The following is a 682-nucleotide window of genomic DNA, read 5'->3' on the forward strand; positions in this document are numbered from 1 at the left end:
CCCTTTGGGTCAATTATAGTCCGGCCTTAACAACTTCTGTATTATACCACAGTTCTTGATACATTTCATGAATATTTTTTTCTTTTTAATTTATATTTATGTAAATACCTCTGTCCGGTTCCCTGCCACCATCTGCCCATTATACCGCCTCCTGGTCACACATTTGTCTAGATATGCAAAATCGGACGAAAAAAAATCCATTTTCTGTATCCTTTATCTTACTAAAGCATACCAGGAAAATGGATTTTTTCGAAATATATTTTTATTAAGAGTAATATTTAAAAACTAAAACTCCCTCTTCCGTTACAGTCTTCCGGCCATGATTTCCAAGCCCCGTTTCCGGAGCATGTCCATCATGTCTTCCATGTACCGGGGGATCTTTTCCCGATGATGGAAGGCCGCCACCACAGTCCGTTTGTGTTCCGGGATGTCCAGCTGGTACAGGTTCACGGACTTGGAATACCGGAAGGTCCGGGTAAAGGCTTCCCGTACCAGAGTGATTCCGAATCCTTCTGCCACCAGCTGGAGAATCAGTTCAATGCTCCGGATGGTGTAAATGTGCTGGGGCTGGATCTTGTATTTCCGGAAGATTTTATCCTGGAGTTCCCGGGAGGACTGCTCCTGGGTGGTGGACAGGAACACCTGGCCTTTCAGGGCTTCCGGGGAGAGGATCCCGTAGGGC

Annotated in this window: 1 protein-coding gene; it reads right to left on the minus strand. The window is 45.7% G+C overall.

What is annotated here, in order from left to right; genetic code table 11:
* Positions 1-303: 303 nt before the first annotated feature.
* Positions 304-682, minus strand: a 379-nt coding sequence (locus tag QVO43_RS09595; protein WP_288174924.1) for a LysR family transcriptional regulator substrate-binding protein, incomplete at its 5' end; no start/stop codon positions are given.

The sequence above is a fragment of the Acidaminococcus sp. CAG:542 genome (assembly GCF_000437815.1).
In the GTDB taxonomy this organism is placed as follows: domain Bacteria; phylum Bacillota; class Negativicutes; order Acidaminococcales; family Acidaminococcaceae; genus Acidaminococcus.